Origin of the sequence: Methyloversatilis thermotolerans (genome assembly GCF_000372885.1) — a bacterium.
GTDB classification, from domain to species: Bacteria; Pseudomonadota; Gammaproteobacteria; order Burkholderiales; family Rhodocyclaceae; genus Methyloversatilis; species Methyloversatilis thermotolerans.
The window spans coordinates 3,548,700-3,565,217 of record NZ_KB889967.1 but is presented as its reverse complement, the minus strand read 5'-3'; the positions used below and the strand labels follow the sequence as shown (position 1 = coordinate 3,565,217).

The 16,518-nt window shown below is 63.7% G+C and carries 15 protein-coding genes and 1 tRNA gene; 5 read left to right on the top strand and 11 right to left on the bottom strand.

Going from position 1 to position 16,518, the window contains the following annotated elements:
- Positions 1-2: 2 nt before the first annotated feature.
- From A3Q7_RS0116260 to A3Q7_RS0116245, 4 genes are all read right to left on the bottom strand, one after another.
- Positions 3-1,613, bottom strand: a complete 1,611-nt coding sequence (locus A3Q7_RS0116260; protein WP_018412968.1) for an XrtA system polysaccharide chain length determinant — start codon at positions 1,611-1,613, stop codon at positions 3-5.
- Positions 1,614-1,673: 60 nt separating this feature from the next.
- On the bottom strand, positions 1,674-2,300 hold the full coding sequence (locus A3Q7_RS0116255) for an XrtA/PEP-CTERM system exopolysaccharide export protein (RefSeq protein WP_018412967.1): 627 nt from the start codon (positions 2,298-2,300) through the stop codon (positions 1,674-1,676).
- A gap of 84 nt (positions 2,301-2,384) precedes the next feature.
- Complete coding sequence (locus tag A3Q7_RS0116250; RefSeq protein WP_018412966.1) at positions 2,385-3,596, bottom strand: ABC transporter permease; 1,212 nt, start codon at positions 3,594-3,596, stop codon at positions 2,385-2,387.
- A 2-nt stretch (positions 3,597-3,598) separates the two neighbouring features.
- Positions 3,599-4,828 carry an ABC transporter permease gene (locus tag A3Q7_RS0116245; protein ID WP_018412965.1) on the bottom strand — a complete coding sequence of 410 codons (1,230 nt, stop codon included), beginning with the start codon at positions 4,826-4,828 and terminating at the stop codon, positions 3,599-3,601.
- A 133-nt stretch (positions 4,829-4,961) separates the two neighbouring features.
- Between A3Q7_RS0116245 and A3Q7_RS0116240 the strand changes: the two genes are divergently transcribed.
- Positions 4,962-5,849 (top strand): ThiF family adenylyltransferase, encoded by an 888-nt coding sequence (locus A3Q7_RS0116240; protein WP_018412964.1) that lies wholly within the window; start codon positions 4,962-4,964, stop codon positions 5,847-5,849.
- An 18-nt stretch (positions 5,850-5,867) separates the two neighbouring features.
- Positions 5,868-6,926: a nitroreductase family protein gene (locus A3Q7_RS0116235; protein ID WP_018412963.1), complete on the top strand. Its 1,059-nt coding sequence runs from the start codon at positions 5,868-5,870 to the stop codon at positions 6,924-6,926.
- Between the two features lies 1 nt (position 6,927).
- Here A3Q7_RS0116235 and A3Q7_RS0116230 read toward each other — a convergent pair whose 3' ends face one another.
- Positions 6,928-7,608, bottom strand: coding sequence for an acyltransferase (locus A3Q7_RS0116230; protein ID WP_018412962.1), 681 nt, complete (start codon positions 7,606-7,608; stop codon positions 6,928-6,930).
- Positions 7,609-7,872: 264 nt separating this feature from the next.
- Between A3Q7_RS0116230 and pepA the strand changes: the two genes are divergently transcribed.
- The gene (pepA, locus tag A3Q7_RS0116225) at positions 7,873-8,667 is read left to right on the top strand and encodes a flocculation-associated PEP-CTERM protein PepA (protein ID WP_018412961.1); all 795 of its coding nucleotides are present in this window, start codon (positions 7,873-7,875) and stop codon (positions 8,665-8,667) included.
- Between the two features lie 116 nt (positions 8,668-8,783).
- Here pepA and A3Q7_RS20000 read toward each other — a convergent pair whose 3' ends face one another.
- The 3 genes from A3Q7_RS20000 to A3Q7_RS0116210 are packed head-to-tail and all read right to left on the bottom strand — an operon-like array spanning position 8,784 to position 12,157.
- On the bottom strand, positions 8,784-9,974 hold the full coding sequence (locus A3Q7_RS20000) for a glycosyltransferase (RefSeq protein WP_018412960.1): 1,191 nt from the start codon (positions 9,972-9,974) through the stop codon (positions 8,784-8,786).
- A gap of 30 nt (positions 9,975-10,004) precedes the next feature.
- On the bottom strand, positions 10,005-11,408 hold the full coding sequence (locus A3Q7_RS0116215; protein ID WP_040570706.1) for a DUF1302 family protein: 1,404 nt from the start codon (positions 11,406-11,408) through the stop codon (positions 10,005-10,007).
- Entirely contained in the window at positions 11,405-12,157 is a 753-nt protein-coding gene (locus A3Q7_RS0116210) for an ABC transporter ATP-binding protein (protein WP_018412958.1), read from the bottom strand. Before A3Q7_RS0116210 ends, A3Q7_RS0116215 begins: the two co-directional genes overlap by 4 nt.
- A gap of 138 nt (positions 12,158-12,295) precedes the next feature.
- Here A3Q7_RS0116210 and A3Q7_RS0116205 point away from each other — a divergent pair, with 138 nt between their 5' ends.
- Complete coding sequence (locus A3Q7_RS0116205) at positions 12,296-13,021, top strand: outer membrane lipoprotein-sorting protein (protein ID WP_026224935.1); 726 nt, start codon at positions 12,296-12,298, stop codon at positions 13,019-13,021.
- 52 nt (positions 13,022-13,073) lie between these two features.
- Complete coding sequence (locus A3Q7_RS0116200) at positions 13,074-13,823, top strand: PEP-CTERM/exosortase system-associated acyltransferase (RefSeq protein WP_018412956.1); 750 nt, start codon at positions 13,074-13,076, stop codon at positions 13,821-13,823.
- Positions 13,824-13,900: 77 nt separating this feature from the next.
- Here A3Q7_RS0116200 and A3Q7_RS0116195 read toward each other — a convergent pair.
- The 3 genes from A3Q7_RS0116195 to A3Q7_RS0116185 form a co-directional block, all read right to left on the bottom strand.
- Positions 13,901-13,976, bottom strand: a tRNA-Phe gene (locus tag A3Q7_RS0116195).
- 309 nt (positions 13,977-14,285) lie between these two features.
- Entirely contained in the window at positions 14,286-15,773 is a 1,488-nt protein-coding gene (locus A3Q7_RS0116190; protein ID WP_018412955.1) for a sensor histidine kinase N-terminal domain-containing protein, read from the bottom strand.
- Entirely contained in the window at positions 15,760-16,434 is a 675-nt protein-coding gene (locus tag A3Q7_RS0116185) for a response regulator transcription factor (protein WP_018412954.1), read from the bottom strand. Before A3Q7_RS0116185 ends, A3Q7_RS0116190 begins: the two co-directional genes overlap by 14 nt.
- Between the last annotated feature and the right edge of the window lie 84 nt (positions 16,435-16,518).

Genomic DNA, 16,518 nt, shown 5'->3' with positions numbered 1-16,518 from the left:
CCTCACGCGCTGCGCATCACGAGCGCCACGAAAGCCATCAAACCGGCGTAGGCGGCAACCAGCCCGCCGAGTCCGCCGAAGAACACCAGACTCCGGCGCCGTTCGTAGCGCTTGCGCTCACGTCCCATCAACATGGATACCGACCCCAGCACAGGTACCCCGGCCACTTCCGCCAGCAGACGTCCGTCGTGGAACACCGGCCGGACCTGCGACACCACGAAGGCACTCGCACCGCCCGCCACCAGGGCCGCCAGAAGCACCGCCGGCAGCAGTATCAACCGGTTGGGGGCCGCCGGCTTGGGATCGACCCGCGGCGGCTCGATGAGCCTGAATTCGGCCACGCCAGTGGCATCCATTTCCTCGGACATCGAAGCCGATTCGCGGCGCGCCACCAGGTTGTTGTAGTTGGTGCGATGCACTTCGTAATCACGGTTGAGCTGGCTGAACTCGGCCTCCAGCTCGGGCACCAGTCGCGACGATTGCTTGAGGGAATCCAGGCGCGCCTGGTATTCGCTCACCCGTGCCGACAGCGACGCGACGGAAGCTTCGGCCGAAGCGAGCGCCACCTTGATCTGCTGATACACCGGATTCGGAATCTGCGCGCTGCCTGCCGTCGCGGTCGCCTTCGGCGCAGCGGCCTTGCTGTCGGCATTCTTCGCCTGTTCGGCTTCGTACTTGTCGACGATCTGCTTGCGCTCCTCTTCCAGGCTCTTGATGCGCGCGCGCAACTGCAGCACATCCGGGTGCTTGTCGGTGTAGCGCTGCAACAGCCCTTCGATGTCATTGCGCATGGCCGAAATGCGGGCATCGATCTCGGCAGTCGACGGACCGCCTGCCGCACCGCCGCCATAGCTCGCGATCTGGCTTTCCGCCGCTATCGTCGGCTCTTCGCCCAGCAACTGGCGCTTCAGGGCGTCGCGCGAATTGGTGGCCTCGCGCAGATCGAGCTGGGCCTGATTGAGCTGCGACTGGATCTCGCCGAGGCTGCCGAAATAGTCCTTCTGTCCGCCACCAGGACGGTCCAGATTCTTCAGCTTGAATTCCTTCAAGCGGTTTTCCGCCTCGAGCAGCTTGGCCTCGTAAGCCTTGATCTGCTCCTCGATGAACTTGCGCGCCTGGTCGGCGTCCTTGCGCTTGCTGCCCAGCCCGGATTCGACGAACAGCGTCACCATGGCCTGCACGACCTTCTGCGCACGCGCCGGTTTCGGGTCACGGTAGGACACGATGTAGAGGTTGTCACGACCCGAGCCGCCCAGTTTCACATTGGCGATCAGGTCGTCGATCAATCGATCACGGTCGGCCTTGGTTTTGGCTTCCAGGTCGAGATCAGCCATGCGGATCAGCTTTTCGATGTTCGGGCGACTGATCAGCGTACGGCTGAGCATATTGATCTGCTGGTCGAGATTGGGCTGCACCGCCAGCCCCAGCATCAGCGGACGCAGTATGGACTGCGTATCGACATAGATCTTGGCGGTCGCCTGGTACTGGTCGGGCAGCACGAGCACGACGGCCATGCCGACCACGCCGACCACCCAGGATACGACAAGGCCGACCCAGCGGTAGCCCCATGCCGACCTCAGGTAGCCCGAGAACTGGCGCAGAAAATCATCCACGGTTGCACGACCCTTCCGGCTCTGCTGCCCTTGCGCGATTCATACGATGCCGCAGTCCGCTCAGAACCAGCTCTGCGGAATGATCAGGATGTCGCCCGGCTTGACGTCCACGTTGGCGGTCACGTCGCCGCGACGGACCAGGTCCTTCAGGCGGACGTTGTACTGTTTGTCGCCCTCGGACGTGCGCAGGATGGTGGCCGCGTTTCCGTCGGCAAAGTCGGTGATGCCGCCGACCGCGATCATCACGTCCAGCAAGGTCATCTTCTGCTTGTAGGCCAGCGCCTGCGGCTTGGCCGCCTCGCCGATCACGCGTATCTGTTCGCTGTACGGGCCGATGCCGCCGGCGACGATGACGGTCACGATGGGATCGCGGATGTACTTCGACAGCACCTGTTCGATCTCGCGCGCCAGCGTCGTGGGATCACGACCCGCAGCCGGCAGATCCTCGAACAGCGTGCCGGTGATCTTGCCATCCGGACGTATGGTGACGGTCGAGGAAATCTCCGGATTGCGCCAGACGACGATATTCACCGAATCGCCAGGACCCAGGATGTAGTTGTAGTCGTCGCTGTAGGCCTGGGCGGGCGCCAGCGGATAGGGCGAAGACGCGCACCCGGCGAACAGCAGCGGGGCAAGCAGCAATGCGCACAGGCGCAAGGCGGAAGTCAGTCCGTCATTACTCAACATTGCATCCTCCACAGGACAGCGGCAGACAAGTTTCGAATCATATCGACGCAGGCGCGAACGGGCTCACCATTGCGTCACGGCTTTTCAGATGTTGTACCTCAGCGCATCGACGATGGGCGTGCGCGACACGCGCCGGGCCGGAATCAGCGCCGCAGCAACGGTCGCCGCGATGCCGACCAAGAAAGACATCAGCACGGTATCCGGCAGCAACCGTATGGATGCGGTATAGCCGACGTTCGAATTCGGCGGCGGCGGCATCGGAATGCCGATCCTGCTCGCCAGCAACGCCACCGCGACGCCGATGATGAGGCCGAGCACAGCGCCTGCCAGCCCGAGCATCAGATTTTCGGTCATCACCAGACGGAACACATATCCTCGCGAATTCCCCAGTGCCATGAGCGTTCCGAATTCACCGACACGCTCGAAGACACTCATGTTCACAGTGTTGAACACGCTCAGCAGCACCATCATGAGCACGATCCATTGCAGCACGCCGAACTGGTTGCGATACAGCTCGACCGTCTTTGCGTAGAAATCCGACAGTTCTATCCAGTCGCGTACGTCGAACCCGCGTCCCTCGAGCTTGGGCTGCAGCAGATCCTTCACGCGCGAGGTATTCGCGGTATCGTGCAGCAACAGCACCACCGAATTGGCCCCGGCCCGGTCCACCAGCTTGCGCGCAGCGTCCAGTGGAATTCTTACGGCACGCGCATCGAAATCCTTCGAAAAACTCTGGAACACACCCACTACCGAGAATTCGCTGGTGTTGACCGCTCCGTCCACGGTGGTCAGCAGCAGCGTCACTGTGTCGCCCGGCTTCACCGCGAGCGCCTTGGCCACGCCGTCGCCGATCAGGATGCCGTCGGCGTCGCCGTCGGCAAGCGCTCTTCCCTGGATGACACGCACGAAAGTGCCCAGGTGGTTTTCCTTGTCCGGCTCCACGCCTTCGCCAATGATGGCCCAGTCCGCCTTGCCGTTGTTCAGCAGCCCGGAAAAGCTGACCCGCTGCAACGTGATATCGACCTCGGGCATGCGCGCCACGAAGTCGACGATTTCGCCCGCGTCGTCGATCACATACTTTTCCGGCGAACGCGCACCGTGCTCGTAATAGCCCTTCTTGAACAGTTGCACGTGGCCGAGCTGGCTGTGTATCGTCGCTTCCCCGAGCTGGGTGAGCACATCGGCGATGAAACCGCCGCTCAGGATGAGCCCGGCGACACCGAAGGCGATGGCGGCCAGCGTCATCGCGGTGCGCGATTTCTGGCGGAAAATGTTGCGCAGGGCCAGTCTGAACATGATCAGCGGCTCTGTCTCAACGCGTCGACGATATTCATGCGCGACGCCTTCCAGGCCGGGTAAACGCTGGATACCAGCGCGCTGCACACGGCGATCAGGAAGGCCTGCACGACGATGGGCAGGGTGAGCAGGATTTCGCCGTCGAACCCCTCGTCCATGCCCGGCGGCGGCGGCAGCGGAATGCCGACCCGCGACAACAGCACCGCCAGCAGACAGCCGATCGCCACGCCGAGGCCGCCACCCACCACGCCCAACATCACGCCTTCGAACAGGAAGATGCGGCGGATGCGGCTGCGATTGAGCCCGAGCGCCATGCAGGTGCCGATTTCGCTGATGCGTTCGAGCACGCTCATCGACAGCGTGTTGGAAATGCTCAGCACGATGATGAGCAGGATGATGAGCTTCACCACATCGAGCTGGCTGGAAAAAAGCTCTCGCGTCTTGTTGTAGAAGTCGGCCAGCCGGTACCAGGGAATCAGGTCGAGGCGGTCCGCCGGCAACTGCGCCCGCAGTTCCTGCATCCTGGCGTCGGTATTGTCGGTCTGGTCGATCAGCACCAGCCATTGCTGCGCGCCATTCACCCGCACCAGTTGCTGCGCCAGACCGATGGGCACGCGCAGCGAGGCGTCATCGAACTCCTTGCTCACCGACGCGAACACCCCTACCACCGGCGCTTCCACGGCGTTGATGCCGCCCGATGCGGTGGTCGCCAGCAGCACCAGGGTGTCGCCGACATCGGCGCCGAGGTTGGCCGCCAGCCCCCGGCCCATGATGATTTCGCTGGCCTGGTCCGACGACAGGTTGCGCCCGCGCATGATGCGTATGGATTTGGACAGCACCGCCTCGGCGGGGGGCGACACGCCCTGCGCGGAAAACGTGAGCGTGTTCTCGCCGCGGCTGGCCAGACCGTTGAATGTCAGGCGCGGCGCGACCACCCGGACACCCGGACTGCTGCGCACCGCATCGAAAGCCTTCTGTTCGCCGTCCATCACGAAACCGAAAGGATCCGAAGTGCCCCGCTCGATGAAGCCCGGGCGGACGATCTGTATATGACCCAGCTGCGATTCGATGGTCGATTCGCGCATGCCGCGCATCAGCCATTCGATGAAACCCGACGCAAGAATCATGGCGATCACGCCGAAGCTGACCGCAGCGACCGCGATGAGCGTGCGTCGCCCCTGGCGCAACACGCTGCGCATGGCCAGCCAGAGGTCGAGCAGCCAAAACTTCATGCGGAATCTAGGCCCGGGATGCTAAGGTATTGCCAGAATAACAGTTTTCACATCTTGACACTGAATACCAGAAGGGTGTTTACCCCTTTATTTCAGTGCATTGGAATGCACGCAATCACGGCGACAGGATCCGATGACAGCCATGAGCGCCCGGACTTTCGATTATCACGAGGCCTTCAGCCGCAACCTCGGCTGGTTCACCGAGGCGGAACAGGCCAGGCTGCGCAGCGCCCGCGTCGCCATTGCCGGCCTCGGCGGCGTCGGCGGCATCCATCTGCTGACGCTGGCACGGCTGGGCATAGGCCACTTCAATATCGCCGATTTCGACCGCTTCGATCTGGCCAATTTCAACCGTCAGGTCGGCGCGACCATGAGCACGCTGGATCAGTCCAAGCTGGATGTGCTGCATGCGCAGGCACTGGACATCAACCCCGGCATCGAACTGCGGGCCTTCCCGCAGGGCGTCACCGATGACAATCTCGACCGGTTCCTCGAGGGCGTCGATGTCTACGTGGACGGGCTGGATTTCTTCGCATTCTCCGCGCGTCGCGCCACTTTCGCCGCCTGTCACCGGCTCGGCATCCCCGCCGTCACCGCGGCGCCGCTCGGCATGGGCGCGGGACTGCTGGTTTTCCTGCCCGGCGGCATGAGTTTCGAGGACTATTTCCGGCTCGAAGGCTGCGACGAAACCGAAATGGCGCTCCGCTTCCTGATCGGGCTGGCGCCGGCCGGGCTGCATCGCCCCTATCTCGCGGACCCGTCGCGCATCGATCTTGCGAACCGGCGCGGCCCGTCGACCATGATCGCGTGCACGCTGTGCGCAGGAGTGGCCGCCGCCGAAACGGTCAAACTGCTGCTCGGGCGCGGCCCGGTGCGCGCAGCCCCCTGGGGGCTGCAATTCGATGCTTTCCGCAACCGCATGGCGACCACCTGGCGCCCGGGCGGCAATCGCCACCCATTACAGCGGCTGATGATCGCCATCGGCCGGCGTCAGCTGCTGCGCCAGCTGAATACGCGCTGACGCAGACCGGGAGATCCGATGCGCGCCATTGAAGCGATTCTCGACGCTGCCCGCTGGGCCCCGAGCGGCGACAACACCCAGACCTGGCAATTCGACATCCTGGCCGACGACCGGGTGCGCATCCATGGCTTCGACACACGCGACTGGTGTGTGTACGACCTGGATGGTCACGCCAGCCAGCTCGCGCTCGGCGCCCTGCTGGAAACATTGCGCATCGCGGCCAGCGCACACGGGCTGCGTGCCGAATGGACGCGTCGCGCGGCGACCGCCGACAACCACCTCATGATCGATGTCGTGCTGACGCCGGATCCCGGCCTGGGCGCGGACGAGCGCCGCCCTTACATCGAAAGCCGCTCGGTGCAGCGCCGCGCCATGGGAAGCGCCGCACTGAGCGCGGCGGAGAAGGCGGAACTCGAAGCTGCGGCCGTCCCCTGCCGGGTGATCTGGTTCGAAGCCCTGCCGGCACGCGCGTCGATCGCCCGGCTCAACTTCGACAGCGCAGAAATCCGGCTCACGATACCCGAGGCCTACCGTACGCATTCGACCATCATCGAGTGGGGCGCTCGCTTCAGCGAGGACAGGATCCCTGAAGTCGCCGTCGGCGTGGACCCGGCCACCGCGCGGCTGATGCGCTTCGTACTGGCGAGCTGGCGGCGCGTCGAATTTTTTAACAGGTGGCTCATGGGCACGCTGGTACCCCGCCTGCAGCTTGACCTGATTCCCGGACTGGCCTGTTCGGGGCACGCCTATCTGGTCATGCCCTCCCCGCCTGTCACGGTTGACGACTATGTCGCGGCCGGCCAGTGCATGCAGCGCTTCTGGCTGACCGTGGAAAAGCTGGGCATGCAGTCGCAGCCGGAAATGACCCCGCTCATCTTCGCCCGCTATGTGCGCGAGAACCGCCCTTTCACGGATCTGCCCGCCGGCCGGCAAGGCGCGGCCGGGATCGCGGACCGGCTGGCCGCCCTGCTCGGCCCGGAAGCGCTGGCCCGCGCCACCTGGGCTTGCCGCATCGGCCGCCGCCGCGCCCTGCCCGGCCGCTCGCTGCGCAAGCCGCTGTCCGCCCTGTTGCGCTGATTCAGGCCGACGCGGCAGCGCCGGCCGACCTCAGGCAGCGCGCCGGCACACCGCCCCACACTTCACCCGCCCGCACATGCGAACCCTTGGGCAGCACGGCGCCAATGGCAACGGTCGCGCCATCCTCGATCACGCAACCCGCGAGAATGACGGACCGCGCACCTATCGTCACGTTGTTGCCGATGCGCACCGGGTAATGCGCCAGTCTTTCGCCTTCGATCACATGCGGCACGATGAGGGCGCCCTGCCCGACTATCGTGTTCGACCCCAAGTGCTGGAAGGGCGGATCCATCAGGATGCCTCCGGGGTAGGTGTTATCGCCGAGGCGCGCGCCAAGTGCCTGATAGAAAAGGCGCATCAACGGCACCGGCAATATCATGCTGAACATGACCGGATAGAAGGCGATCAGGAAGAACAGCAGGTATACGTGATAGCGGAACTCGGCGGCCGACTCCTTCGGTATCTCTCCCTCGGGAAGGGGAAACAGCCGGCAGAACAGCCGGAAGATGACCATCAGCGCGAGATAGCTCGATGCCGCCGCGAGCAAGACCGTCACGATGGGCCGGTAGCCGGGCGCCGGCAGCAGGCTGCCAAGCCGCACGCCCGCAGTCACGCCGACGACCGCCGCACAGGACAGCAAAAACAGGAATACGACCACCTGCAGACCTGACACCTTGCGCATGACCACTCCACGAGTGAGACCCGTCAGGAATTGTCGTCGATAAGAGCGACCATGAGTAATGCCTGTACGCGTATGAATGAAGGTCGGGATGAGCTGTCGACATTTCTTACACACAGCGTGTTTCGCTCGCGGCCGCCTTCGAATAACCTTTTCTTTTCATGCACTTGCAAGTCTGGCACACCGGTTGCTAGATCAACCGTGTCTGAAAAGTCAAACCGAACGAATCAGATATCCGTTCGTTTCAATTCACTGGAGAGCTGAATCATGATGAAGCAACTGAAGACGCTGGCCGCCGCAGCAGCTCTGTTCGCGGGCAGCAGCGCCGCGATGGCGACCACCCTGACCAACTCCGCCGGCTCGTTCAACAACTGGGGTGGCTTCGACTGGGCGTCCAACGGCACCGCCGTCGTCGATGGCTACCTGCCCGTTGCCGGCGACACCTTCGAACTGACCTATTACGCCAAGGCCGGCACCATCACCGACTCGATCGGCAACATCATTGCCGGCGCGACGGTGGGTCTGCTGACCAACCAGTACGAATACACCATCCTGGTGACCCTGACCGAGCGCGTCGAAACGATTTCCGCCGACCTGTCGACGGCCACGTTCTCGATCCTGAGCGGTTCGTTCAGCATCTGGTACGACACCACCCCGGATACCAATATGGTGACCGGCACCGGCATCACCGACGGCATCCTGCTGATCAGCGGCGACATCGCTGCCGATGCAAGCGGCGGTTTCAACGTGATCACCGGTGGCAATGCAACCCTGGTGGGCGAAAACATCGTCACCAACACCACCTACATCTCGCCGACGCTGGAAAGCACGACTGCAACGACTACGCTGCAGATCGGTGCCACGCAGACTGGCTGGCTGCCGCCCACCGGCATGCCGGACACCGCGGGTGGCTCGCAGCCGCTGCCGGATCGCCCGATCCTGCTGCAGGCCGATGCGAACCAGATCTTCACGCCGACCACGGTTCCGGAACCGGGCACCATGGCTCTGCTGGGCGTTGCCGCTCTGGGCATGGGTCTGGCCCGCGCCCGCAAGAAGGCCTGAGTCCTTCTGCGGATCGATGCGGAAGCAGTTCCGCATCCTGAATGAAACAAAGCCACGGCATGCCGTGGCTTTGTTTTTTTACCGACACCGCAAAGCAGAAGCGGTGCAGGCGATGTTCAGTGCGCCAGTGAGAGAACGGCGTCGCACACCTTGCGGACGATATCCTCGTCGCGCCCCCCGGCCCCCGCCAACCTGGCTGCAGCCCTCCTTTCGTTGTCCAGATGCCTGACGGCCTCCCTGAGCTTCGCGGAAGAAAAGCGGTCACTGCGCACAACGCGCCCCAGGCCGTTGCGCAGCAGCGCTTCCATGTTCAGGAACTGATCCAGATTGCCCGGGATGCCGATCACCGGCTTGCCGGCGCGCAGCGCCTGCTGCGTGGTCGGACTGCCCCCATTGCACACCACGAGGTCGGCAAGCGCGCAGGCGGCTGAACCCGGCACCATGTCCGACTGCAGCACGCGCGGATGCGCCACGACTTCGCCACTTCGCCCCGCTGACGACAGGATGACCTGGAAACCTTCGTCCACCAGTGCATTCACTGCCGGCGCCACCAGTTCCGCCCGCCCGGAGCTGCCCAGCGTGACATAGGCGGTCGGCTCCCCATCCCGCAGCCGGTCCCAGCATTCCGGCCTGGAGACGGCGGGCGACCACGCGAGCGGCCCCACAATGCGATGATGAGGCGGCGCATGGTTCAGTGCGAACACCTCGGCCATGTCGCAGTAACAGACGAGGTCGGCATCGGTATAGACCTGCTGCAGGCTGACGTCCGCTGGCAGTCCGTGTTCCCGGCGCAGACGACGCATAGCGCGTGCGTGCATGGCGAAGGCCAGCGGCCGCGCCAGATTGAACAGCGCGCGGGCAAGAGGAATCGGCATGGCGCGGGTCAAGGGCAGATCCGGCACCGGCCAGCCATCCGGAAGGCGATAGTACGGGCTCCAGTAGGCGTTGCTGAGCGTCGCGTACGGACAATGGTCAAGCCGCGCGCTCACCGCGAGGGACAGACGGAAATCTCCCACGACGATGTCGGGCCGGTAAGCCCTGATCAGCTCGCGGTCGGCGGCAACATAGGCCTCCAGGGTGGCGAAGTCATAGAGCGGCTGCCCCCGGGCGAGCCGTTGCGCGAACACCTCGGGCGACTGGGCGGCAAGGTCGATGCACTCGAAACGACCACCATTCGCAATCCAGCCATATCTGTCCGGACGACAGAACAGGACTTCATGTCCGCGCCGGGACAGCTCTTCCGCCACCATGAGTGGCCGCCCCACATGGGCGAGCGTTGCGCCTTCTGCAAGGATCAGCACACGCATTGCTCATCCCCGGGCCCGTCGCCCACGCGTTCAGAAACTGTAGCGAAGTTCGCCGTAATAGCGATCGGCGTTGCCATAACGGCCGAACAGGCCGGCCGAATTGCCCCCGAACAGGTCTGCGCCGAACTGCGCACGCCAGTTCGGCTGCAGCCGCCAGATCAGTTTCGGGCGGAACATGTAGTCATTGCGCACCAGCGACTGCACCCACAGCAGTTCGCCTTCCACGCGATCGGCGAACTTGTGGTTATACAGGAAGGACCAGCCGTGCTCCCGCCGCGCGGCGAGCAGATCCGGATCACGATCGAGGTGGGTACGCTCGAAATACTGGAGATTGAGCCGCGACTCGGTCAGGAAGGGAATGTCGACGCCGATCGCGTAATCCACCATGTTCTGCCGGACCAGACCATCGGGCCGGTTGGCCAGCGGTGAAACCGGCACAAGGCGATCGAGCGTGAGCACCGCTTCCGCGCGCAACAGAAAAGTACCGAAATCCTTGCTGAGCGTACTGCCGTACTGGTGTATCCAGTCGTGGCGCGGCGTATAGATGACGTTCGCGCCACTGAACTCGCGTGCGAACACCGGGTTGACGTCGACGCTGCGGTAGTAGAAGGCAGACAGATCCCAGCCCTTGACCAGCGTACCGACGCGCAAGCCATAGTTGGAGTTCTTCAGGGAATGTCCGGGTTTCTGTTCCGACGCATAGACCGGGCTCAAGCCGAAATTCGGTTGCGCCGGATAGTAATCGCCTCCGAAGCGGCCGATGTTGTCCACGCTCACATAGGGCACCCAGATCAGCTCCGCCCGCCAATCCTTGGCGAAGTACTCGGCGCGGGCGGCCCATTGCGGGATGCGCAACTGGTCGAATTCCTGGGTGTAGAACTCGCGCATGTCCTTCGCCGACACGACGTCGGCGAAGAAAAGCCCGACCATTTCGCCCCAGACGATGTGCTGGCGACCGAGACGCAGTTCGACGTCGCCGAACGGGACGTCAACATAGACTTCGCGCCACGCGAATTCGGTGCGGCGGTCATCCCGCACCGCCGCCGGATAGAAGTCATCCTCCCAGCCGTAGGCCAGATCGACATCCACCCGGCCGACGGCCTTCCACTTGATACCCTGGCCGAAACTGCCGCTGCGCCCCAGTTCGGTCCGCAGCCGCGCCTTGGACCAGCGATCCTCGCCGGACGGGGTCCGTGCCAGCTCGAACTGACTGAATCCACGCCAGCCGGACACCGTGCTCGCTGCGGGTGACAGCTCCTCGGCTGCCGCCGACTTCCCGGCCACGGGACCACCAGGCGAAGCATCCTGCGCCGGCGGGTCGGCAAAAAGATCATCCACCGATTCGGCGCATGCGGGAAGCACCGGATTCAGCGCCATCGACGCGCACAAGGCCAGACCGGCAACGCGCGGAAGACCTGAGAAACGCTCGATCATGACGCCACCTTTATCGCGCTGTCGCGGGGCGGCTTGACATACGCCCACTCGCCGGGCGCCTTCTGCACCCCCAGAGCCGTCAGCTCGCCGTCCTCGATGCGCACCAGGCGATCGGCCATGGACATCACGCGCTTGTCATGGGTCGAAAAAATGAAGGTCGTTTTCATTGTTCGGTTGATTTCCCGCATCAACTGCAGAATCGAATCGCCGGTCTTGCGATCGAGATTGGCCGTCGGCTCGTCCGCCAGCACGATGGCGGGTTGCACGGCCAGCGCGCGGGCAATCGCTACGCGCTGTCGCTGTCCGCCCGACAACTGGTTGGGCCGGTGCGTCATCTTCGCGCCGAGACCGACGATGTCGAGAAAGTATTTGACCCGCTTTGCGCGCTCTTCCTTGCCGATCTCCGGAAGCTGCAGTAGCGGATACTCGACGTTCTCGTACGCGGACAGAACCGGGAGCAGATTAAAGGTCTGGAAGATGAAGCCGATGGTACGGGCACGCAGTCCCGCCAGTTCATCCGGCGACTTGCCCGACACGTCCTGACCGTTGATGAGTATCTGGCCGGAGGTCGGCGTGTCTATGCAGCCGATCAGGTTGAGCAAGGTGGACTTGCCGCTACCCGAAGGGCCGGCAATGGCGATGAATACGCCGTCCTCTATATCCAGCGTGATATTCTTGAGCGCATTGACCTGCTGCCCGCCCAGCATATAGCTGCGGCTCACGTTCCGGACCTGGACGACGTTGTTCATCAGCTTGCCCGACCCTGAAAATGGATTTGGCGTCCAACGCCGGAGAAACGAAACATGGCATCCACAGTCTTGCAACCGTTCGGAAGTACAGATGTTTCAATGTCGGGACGCGCGTCAAGCGCAGCCCGCCACGCACCCATGCTTCCCGCATTGTTCTTTTTCGCGCTGCTTGGCATCGCGTCGTCCGCCTGTGCGCAAGATGCGGCGAGTATACTGGAAAAGGCCGACACCATTCGCTTCCCGCGCGAAGCCTTCCAGGTCGAGGTGAGCGTCAATTCGGCGACCTCCAGCGGCGACGAATACCGCAAGTTCCGCATCCTGTCCAAAGGCAACGAGAACACCATCGTGCAGACGGTCGAACCGGCCTCCGAGCGCGGTCAGATACTGCTCATGAAGGCGCGCGATCTCTGGGTGTTCATGCCCAATGTATCGCAGCCGGTGCGACTGTCGCTGGCTCAGCGGCTGACCGGCCAGGTGGCCAACGGCGATCTGGCGCGCGCCAATTTTTCCGGCGATTACACACCAAGGCTCGTGCGCACCGAGAAGATAGACGGTCAGGATCACCACGTACTTGAGCTGACTGCGGTGGACCGTGGCGTCACCTATGCACGCGTCATCCTGTGGGTGCGCGCATCGACCAGCGCACCGCACAAGGCAGAGTTCTATTCGCTGTCGGACAAATTGCTCAAGACCTGCATCTATGAAGAATACAAGAGCCTGGGCGGCAAGCTTCGCCCGACACGCCTCATCATGCAGGACGCGCTGAAGCAGGGCGAGCAGTCGGTGCTGGAGTATTCGGCCATGCAGTTGCGGGACATTCCGGACAAGGTGTTCGACAAGGAATACCTGAAGAAGCTGCAGTAAGCACCTATCCACACACCGGGCCCCGGCGGGCCCGGCAACAGGCCAGACCATCATGTTTCTGCTTGAAGTCGGCAATCTCAAAGAGAATTTCGCCAAGTACTTCTCCGTGGAGCAGGCGACGGACGACGCGCTCAAGCATGAGATCTACCGGGTACGACATGCGGTCTACTGCCAGGAACTGGGCTACGAACCGACCAATCCGGAGCAGGAGGAGACCGACGAGTACGACGACCGCTCCCTGCTGATCGCGCTGCGCGCCCAGGCGTCAGGGCAGGTCGTCGGCTGTGTCCGCCTGGTGCAGACCGACCCCGACCATCCCGAGCAGTTGCTCCCCTTCGAGCACCTGTGCGCCGATGCGATTGACCGCAGCATCGTCGACCCGCAGGCCATGGACCGGCGCCACATCGTCGAGATTTCGAGGCTGGCCGTACTCCCGCAGTACCGCAAGCGGAAAGGTGACAGCGAAGGCCCGATCTCGATTTCGGAAGAGGACATGGGTACGCGCGAGCAGCCGCGCTTTCCCTACATTCCGGTCGGCCTCTATCTGGCCATGTTCGCGATGTCGGAAATCCACGGCATCGATCATCTGTTCACGCTGACCGAACCCCGCCTCGCGCGCCACCTGTCCGCGCTCGGCTTCCGCATCCACCTGATCGGCCAGGCAGTCGAACACCGCGGCAAAAGGGTGCCGTCAGTCATTCATCGCGATGAAGTCAAGCACACCCTGCCTGCCTTCATGCAACCGCTGTTCGACCAGCTCTACCAGGACATGTCGGCCCGCGCCGTCGCAACCGGCACCTAGCCCCATCGCCGAATGCGCCGCGGTTACGGCGCGCGCAAAAGAAAACGGCCCGCCTGAAAGGCGGGCCGTCTGGAGACTGGTGGCCTGGGGCGGAATCGAACCACCGACACGCGGATTTTCAATCCGCTGCTCTACCAACTGAGCTACCAGGCCAAGTGAGCGCGCAATAATAGTGAGTGGATGCGCCGGTGTCAAAGTGTTTTTTCCGGCCCCGCCGCTCGCGCAGATGCCCCCGGATCGTCGTCGCGGCAGGAGGATCGTGCCGCCCGAACGACCGGCCGCGAAGCCTGGAAACCGGACAGGAGGTGATCATTGGCGGCGCCTGGACGCATGTGTCGGCGGCTCGCTGCGCGCACCGATACGACACCGGCCCCGGCGCGAGCCCGGTCCCGTCACGCACATGTGACCATCTCGCAGGATGGCATCGGTGTGGTCAGTGTTCCTCGCCGCCCGCGCACAACTTCATGGAGACTGCGCCGGGGCGGTTTCGCCGACGCTGCTCGCCGGACCGGGCAGCGCAAGTATGCGTGGAAAGGACACGCGGACCAGAAGCCCGCCGGTCGGCGCATCGAGCAGTTCGACCGAAGCGCGATGCAGCTCGGCGATTTCGCGCACGATGGGCAGCCCCAGACCCGAGCCCCCGGCCTGGTTGCCCAGCACGCGGTAGAAGCGCTCGAACACCCGCTCGCGCTCGTCGGCGGCGATGCCCGGCCCGGAGTCCTCGACCTCGAACTGCGCGCGGATATCCGCGCGCAAGCGCACGGTCACGATACCGCCGTGAGGCGTGTATTTGATCGCGTTATCGATCAGGTTCCTGAACATTTCACCGAGCAGAACCGGATTGGCCGCCACATGCAGCGGCACGTGAGCACGTTCGAAACCGAGATCGATGCGCCGCGCGCGGGCCACCGGCACCCAGTCGGCCATCTGCGACTCGACCAGTGCATTCAGTTCGACATGTTCGACGGCATGGATCTTTTCGGTACTGGACTCGGCGCGCGCCAGCGCGAGCAACTGGTTGATCAGGTGAGCGGCCTGGGTGGAGCTGAGCAGTATCTGCTCCATGCACGCCCGTATCTGCGCCGGATCATTTTCCAGAAGCGCGAGCTGTGCCTGGCTGATCAAACCGGTGAGCGGCGTGCGCATCTGGTGCGCGGCGTCGGCGATGAAACGCTGCTGCGCGGCAAGATTCAGTTCCAGGCGCAGCATCATGTCATTGAGCGCAGTGACAAAGGGGCGGAGTTCTTCCGGTACGCGCCGCACCTCGATCGGCGAAAGATCGGTGGGGCGCCGCTGCTCAATCAGCGTCTGCAGGCGCTTGAGCGGTCGCAGGCCGCGTCCCAGCCCGAAGTACACGAGCACGACCGCGATCGGGATGATGACGAACTGCGGAAGCAGCACCCCGGACAGGATGCGAGACGTCAGCGCCTCTCGCTTGTTCAGGGTTTCCGCCACCTGGACCGACACGAAGCGGCCGGGCAGCGTGGTCACCGGCACGACCATGTGCGCGATGCGCACATCCTCGTTGTTGATCCGGCCTTCCCGGAAGTACAGTTCGCCGGGTTTCCATATCCGGTCATTCGGAATGTCCGGCAGCTCGATGTCGCCGGCGAGCATTTCGCCGGACACGCCGATCACCTGATAGTAAATGATGTCCTCGCCGTCGATGTGGAACAGATCGCGCATCTGCGGCGGTTTGGCGAGCATCGCGCCGTCCGGCGTGAAGCGGACCTGGCGGCTCAGTTCATAGACGCTGTCGCCCAGCACCTTGTCGTAGGGTGCATGTGCGATGTCGTCCGCCACATTGTGGATGATGGCAATGCTGATCGGCCACACGAACATGAGCGGTGCCAGCATCCAGTCGAGTATTTCGCCGAACAGCGAGTTGTATTCGCCCGACTTCTCCTCGACCGTACGCCGGCCCTTCCTCGACTTTTCACGCGACGGCATCCGGTCTTTCCAGGCAATAGCCCAGTCCGCGCAGCGTCACGATACGCAGCCCGCTGTGCTCGATCTTCTTGCGCAGGCGATGCACATAGACCTCGATTGCATTGTTGCTGACTTCCTCGCCCCAGCCGCACAGGTGATCGACCAGTTGTTCCTTGTTCACGAGCCGGCCGGCACGCAGCAACAGCACTTCGAGCAACGCCGTCTCGCGCGCCGACAGTTCGATCGGCTGTCCATTCACGCTGGCGACATGATCGGCCTGGTCGTAAGCCAGCGAACCGATCTCGATGCGCGTCGGCAGTCCGGTCCCGCGGCGCGTCAGAGCTCGCACCCGCGCTTCCAGCTCGGGCAGCGCGAACGGCTTGCACAGGTAGTCGTCGGCGCCCGCATCCAGCCCGCGCACGCGATCGTCTATCCCGTCCTGCGCGGTCAGTATGAGCACCGGCGTCGTGCTCTTGCGCGCCCGCAGCCGGCGGATCACCTCGATACCCGAAAGCTTGGGCAGGCCGATGTCTATGATGGCCAGATCGAAGGTCTGTCCATGCAGTGCGGCGTCCGCCTCGCCACCCGTGATCACGCTGTCGACCGCGTAACCAGCGCGGCGCAGCGCGCGCACAACGGCATCGGCAATGACCGAATCATCCTCGGCAAGCAGTATATGCATCGCTCATCGGCCGTCGGCCGCCTCCTCCATGAACGTCTGTCGCGTCCGCTTGCGCATGCATCGGCCATCGGCCGCCCCGCAGCC

What these genes read in the sequence shown, in the direction of transcription:
- A3Q7_RS0116245 (WP_018412965.1), bottom strand. Translation starts at nt 4,828, where the DNA reads ATGAAGTTTTGGCTGCTCGACCTCTGGCTGGCCATGCGCAGCGTGTTG.
- A3Q7_RS0116235 (WP_018412963.1), top strand. Translation starts at nt 5,868, where the DNA reads ATGCGCGCCATTGAAGCGATTCTCGACGCTGCCCGCTGGGCCCCGAGC.
- A3Q7_RS0116250 (WP_018412966.1), bottom strand. Translation starts at nt 3,596, where the DNA reads ATGTTCAGACTGGCCCTGCGCAACATTTTCCGCCAGAAATCGCGCACC.
- A3Q7_RS0116210 (WP_018412958.1), bottom strand. Translation starts at nt 12,157, where the DNA reads ATGAACAACGTCGTCCAGGTCCGGAACGTGAGCCGCAGCTATATGCTG.
- A3Q7_RS0116215 (WP_040570706.1), bottom strand. Translation starts at nt 11,408, where the DNA reads ATGATCGAGCGTTTCTCAGGTCTTCCGCGCGTTGCCGGTCTGGCCTTG.
- A3Q7_RS0116190 (WP_018412955.1), bottom strand. Translation starts at nt 15,773, where the DNA reads ATGCCGTCGCGTGAAAAGTCGAGGAAGGGCCGGCGTACGGTCGAGGAG.
- A3Q7_RS0116230 (WP_018412962.1), bottom strand. Translation starts at nt 7,608, where the DNA reads ATGCGCAAGGTGTCAGGTCTGCAGGTGGTCGTATTCCTGTTTTTGCTG.
- A3Q7_RS0116200 (WP_018412956.1), top strand. Translation starts at nt 13,074, where the DNA reads ATGTTTCTGCTTGAAGTCGGCAATCTCAAAGAGAATTTCGCCAAGTAC.
- A3Q7_RS0116185 (WP_018412954.1), bottom strand. Translation starts at nt 16,434, where the DNA reads ATGCATATACTGCTTGCCGAGGATGATTCGGTCATTGCCGATGCCGTT.
- A3Q7_RS0116205 (WP_026224935.1), top strand. Translation starts at nt 12,296, where the DNA reads ATGCTTCCCGCATTGTTCTTTTTCGCGCTGCTTGGCATCGCGTCGTCC.
- A3Q7_RS20000 (WP_018412960.1), bottom strand. Translation starts at nt 9,974, where the DNA reads ATGCGTGTGCTGATCCTTGCAGAAGGCGCAACGCTCGCCCATGTGGGG.
- pepA (WP_018412961.1), top strand. Translation starts at nt 7,873, where the DNA reads ATGATGAAGCAACTGAAGACGCTGGCCGCCGCAGCAGCTCTGTTCGCG.
- A3Q7_RS0116240 (WP_018412964.1), top strand. Translation starts at nt 4,962, where the DNA reads ATGACAGCCATGAGCGCCCGGACTTTCGATTATCACGAGGCCTTCAGC.
- A3Q7_RS0116255 (WP_018412967.1), bottom strand. Translation starts at nt 2,300, where the DNA reads ATGTTGAGTAATGACGGACTGACTTCCGCCTTGCGCCTGTGCGCATTG.